The 2,989-nt window shown below is 58.9% G+C and carries 5 protein-coding genes; 2 read left to right on the top strand and 3 right to left on the bottom strand.

Features of this window, described 5'->3' with window-relative positions; genetic code table 11:
* Positions 1 to 231: 231 nt before the first annotated feature.
* Complete coding sequence (locus tag DA373_RS15915; protein ID WP_107853250.1) at positions 232 to 447, bottom strand: SlyX family protein; 216 nt, start codon at positions 445 to 447, stop codon at positions 232 to 234.
* 209 nt (positions 448 to 656) lie between these two features.
* On the opposite strand from DA373_RS15915, the gene fkpA reads away from it, so the two are divergent.
* The gene (gene fkpA, locus DA373_RS15910; protein ID WP_107853249.1) at positions 657 to 1,460 is read left to right on the top strand and encodes an FKBP-type peptidyl-prolyl cis-trans isomerase; all 804 of its coding nucleotides are present in this window, start codon (positions 657 to 659) and stop codon (positions 1,458 to 1,460) included.
* Here the strand turns inward: fkpA and DA373_RS15905 are convergent.
* On the bottom strand, positions 1,447 to 1,779 hold the full coding sequence (locus DA373_RS15905; RefSeq protein WP_107853248.1) for a GIY-YIG nuclease family protein: 333 nt from the start codon (positions 1,777 to 1,779) through the stop codon (positions 1,447 to 1,449). The two genes, fkpA and DA373_RS15905, sit on opposite strands and share 14 nt — an antisense overlap.
* On the bottom strand, positions 1,776 to 2,207 hold the full coding sequence (locus tag DA373_RS15900; RefSeq protein ID WP_107853247.1) for a protein-disulfide reductase DsbD domain-containing protein: 432 nt from the start codon (positions 2,205 to 2,207) through the stop codon (positions 1,776 to 1,778). The genes DA373_RS15905 and DA373_RS15900 overlap by 4 nt, the downstream gene beginning before the upstream one ends.
* Positions 2,208 to 2,319: 112 nt before the next feature.
* Here DA373_RS15900 and DA373_RS15895 point away from each other — a divergent pair, with 112 nt between their 5' ends.
* A complete protein-coding gene (locus tag DA373_RS15895; RefSeq protein WP_232821390.1) occupies positions 2,320 to 2,799 on the top strand; it encodes an FxsA family protein in 480 nt (159 codons plus the stop codon).
* The last annotated feature ends 190 nt before the right edge of the window (positions 2,800 to 2,989 follow it).

Here is a 2,989-nt window from a genome sequence, read left to right as displayed (position 1 = left end):
GCGCTTACTGGCCTGTTCCAATAACGGTCTGACGGCTTCAAATTGTGCTCGCGTAATGTCGCTGGGGTATGTTTTTCGTTTCATCCGTCCAGTATCGGCTATTGGCGAAAGATTTCAAACAGGTTCTAAGGGCCGGGCCGTTAGTGAGGAGTGAGGGGCGAAGAGTTAGAAGAACTTCCTCACTCCTCACTCCTTACCTCTGCCCCCTCACCCCTCACCCCTTACTCTTTCTCAATAATGCGGCGGCGGGGTTTCTTCTGCCTGGCTGGCGACCTGGCCGGGCTGAATTTCCTTGAATTTTTTGCTCAGCAGGCTGAGCTGCAGCTTGAGGCGGGCGATCTCACTGCCCTGTGCGGTGATCTCCTGATTGAGCTGCTCTATGGTGTCATCCTGAAAGGCCAGTCGGGTTTCCAGCTGCTCCAGCCGGTGCAGCAGTTCGTCATTCATCATGGTTTTCTCTGTTGGTCAGCGCCCGTATCTCACCCGGTTCGGCACCAGCACGAACGCCTCAGGACAATGATTGCCGCACTGAGCAGACCGAAGCGGGTTTTTGGCGAGAAGGGGTTTCGCATGGGCAAGTTGCAAGGTTAGTATAAATCCTTGAGTATAAGTCTCTCATTTTCCAAGGTGTCTGTGCACCCGACTCGGAGTTGATAATGAAAAAACTGTTACAGGTCAGCTTGCTGGCAACCGCCGTGATGGCGGGTTTGAGTGGTTGTAATGAAAAGCAGGCGGACACCGCTGCTCCGGCCGCCGAAAACGCGGTAGAGCTGAACAGCTTCGAGGACAAGTCCGCTTATGCCATCGGTCTGTCCATGGGGCGTTATATCGGCTCAACCCTGGAAAAACAGCAGGAGCTGGGCGTCAGCCTGAATAACGAGACGATTCTGCAGGGCGTGAAAGACGGCTTTGGCGACGAAGGCCAAATGACCGACGAGGAAGTGCAGCAGGCTCTGATGGCCTATGACACCCATATCAACGAGCTGATTGAAGCCAAAACCAAGGAAGAGGCCGCCGCCACCCTGAAGGAAGGCGAGGATTTTCTGAAAGAAAACGCCCAGCGTGACGGTGTGCAGGTGACCGAGTCCGGTCTGCAGTATGAAGTGCTGTCTGAAGGCGAGGGTGACAAGCCTGCCGCCGAAGACGTGGTGACCGTGCACTACACCGGCACCCTGATCGACGGCACCCAGTTCGACAGCTCGGTCGAGCGCGGCGAGCCGGCCAGCTTCCCTCTCAATCAGGTGATTCCGGGCTGGACCGAAGGCGTGCAGCTGATGCCGGTGGGCGCCAAGTACAAGTTCTATATTCCGTCTGCCCTGGCCTACGGTGAAACCGGTGCCGGCACCATTCCCGGCAACGCTGTGCTGATCTTTGAGGTGGAGCTGCTGGACATTGAAAAGGCCGGCGACGCCGAAGAAGCCGTGGCCGCCAAGTCGGAAGACGAGGCTACTCAGCAGTAAGGAATGACGGGGTGCCCGCAGCGGCACCCGGGTCTGTGAGGAGCAGTTGCCGCCAGCCTTCGGGGTGAGCCAGCAACTGCTCCTTTTGTTTTCTGGGCAGGCGCTTGAGGCGGTATTCCAGCTTCAGCGCCGTGACCTTGTCGGTTACCGGCTGCCGCCACACCAGTTCTGCCGGGCGGCGTGCCCACACATAACGGGAGGCGCGGCTGCGAACCCGGTTGTGTTCAAGGCAGCGCCGCTCGGGATCCAGGCTGATGCCGCCATAGAGGCTGCCATCGCGGCAGCGCATCAGGTAGAGATACCAGTTAGCCTGATTCATGGCATCGTCAGGGCCTGTCGCTGGGGCGGGTAGCACAGGCCGGTGGTGCAGCCCTGATAATGCAGCATGACCTGCCCGCCGTCGGCGGCCTGGCGCAGCGGCAGGGTCAGGGTCAGTTGCTCGCGGTAGATTTCGCTGTGGCCAAAATACTCGTCCTGGTGGGGCTCGCCCGCCGGCGGCGACCAGTCGCCCAGGGTTACGTCCTGGCCTTCGGCTGCGAGTTTATGCCGGTACAGGTAGGCTCCGGGGGCGATATCTATGCTGACGTGCAGCTCGTCCCCGTCCCGTCGGTGGCTGAGCACAAAGGCCTGCTCTACCGGCAGCACATCGTTGCCGGTGGCGGGGCTTGGCGCAAGGTGCTCCAGAACAAAGGGGGTGAGCATCAGCAGCAGTCCGGCCAGGGCTGCCGCCAGCAGAGCTGGTTTCATTTATATTTTCCTTGATTGATGAGGGCACATTGGCATTTGAAAACGGGCCGGTGCGTCCCCATTTCCTGAATTTGACCCCATTGTAAGCCGTTAACGGCAAAAAGAGGTGATCGTGGGCAGAATACTGTTGTTTTTGATTGGTGCTGGCCTGCTGGAAATTTTTGTGTTTATCGAGGTGGGTTCGGCCATCGGCGCCTGGAGCACCATAGCACTGATCCTGCTGACCGCCATTATCGGCATCAGCCTGGTGCGCATTCAGGGCCTGCAGACCCTGATGGAAGCCCAGGAAAAGGTGAACCGGGGTGAAACCCCGGCCCGGGAGATGGTCTCGGGCATGATGCTGGCGCTGAGCGGCGTGTTGCTGCTGCTGCCGGGCTTTGTCACCGACTTTGCTGGCGTGCTGTTGCTGCTGCCGCCGGTGCGTGCCGCGCTGGCGGAGCGTTTTCTGTCCCGGGCCCATGTACGCGGCGACAAGGGCCATACCTTTACCGCCGAGTATTACTATCACAGCGAAACCCGTGTGGATGATGAGGGTAACGATAAAAAGGGCGTTACTTTTGAAGGCGAGGCTGAACGCAAGGACGACAAATGACCCCTTCGGGGAGCTTGAAGCCTTAAGCTGGAAGCTGTCAGTGCGCAGGTTGGCGATGAGCGCAGCGAATTCACAACATTCCGAACCGCTTGAAGAACTGGAAGTTTTGCCGGGTGTAAAACCCGGCCTACAATTTACCCCAGTCCCCAGTCCCCAGTCCCCAGTCCACAGTCCCCAGTCCCCAGTCCCC

This window comes from Oceanimonas marisflavi, from assembly GCF_003049725.1.
Lineage (GTDB): Bacteria > Pseudomonadota > Gammaproteobacteria > Enterobacterales > Aeromonadaceae > Oceanimonas > Oceanimonas marisflavi.
The sequence above is the reverse complement of the archived record's forward strand: the minus strand, read 5'-3'. Positions and strand labels throughout refer to the sequence as shown.

What these genes read in the sequence shown, in the direction of transcription:
- DA373_RS15915 (WP_107853250.1), bottom strand. Translation starts at nt 447, where the DNA reads ATGAATGACGAACTGCTGCACCGGCTGGAGCAGCTGGAAACCCGACTG.
- DA373_RS15905 (WP_107853248.1), bottom strand. Translation starts at nt 1,779, where the DNA reads ATGAATCAGGCTAACTGGTATCTCTACCTGATGCGCTGCCGCGATGGC.
- DA373_RS15900 (WP_107853247.1), bottom strand. Translation starts at nt 2,207, where the DNA reads ATGAAACCAGCTCTGCTGGCGGCAGCCCTGGCCGGACTGCTGCTGATG.
- fkpA (WP_107853249.1), top strand. Translation starts at nt 657, where the DNA reads ATGAAAAAACTGTTACAGGTCAGCTTGCTGGCAACCGCCGTGATGGCG.